This window comes from Parvimonas sp. D9, from assembly GCF_035282565.1.
Classification (GTDB): Bacteria; Bacillota; Clostridia; order Tissierellales; family Peptoniphilaceae; genus Parvimonas; species Parvimonas micra.
Map to the genome: position 1 here is coordinate 1 of NZ_JAYKBM010000089.1, position 328 is coordinate 328.

Annotated in this window: 1 protein-coding gene; it reads left to right on the forward strand. The window is 51.8% G+C overall.

Features of this window, described 5'->3' with window-relative positions:
* On the forward strand, positions 1-328 hold a 328-nt coding region (locus VJI94_RS08140; RefSeq protein ID WP_324008985.1), incomplete at both ends, for a hypothetical protein.

Here is a 328-nt window from a genome sequence, read left to right on the forward strand (position 1 = left end):
GTAAACGGGGTGCGCAAGTGCATCCGTGTAGCTTTCTATGCTGATACGGGGCGCGCAAATAATGCGGTTCTGCAGGAAGAGCGTACGTATGACTACCTGCTGGCATCAAATGATGTCGAGGTGAAGTCGGGTGACTACGCTGTCGTGAAGGTCGGTGAAGTTTTCAAGGTCACGAAGGTGATGGAAGTGCTTCGGCATGGATCCACCAAGGCCAACAAGTATGCTTATGCCATCTTCAATGACAAGTCTCTGGAAGAGGCATTGAAGAAGGACGAAGCAAAGGCAGCATTGCTCGAACAGATGCTCGAACGCACGAAGCAGGTCGCTC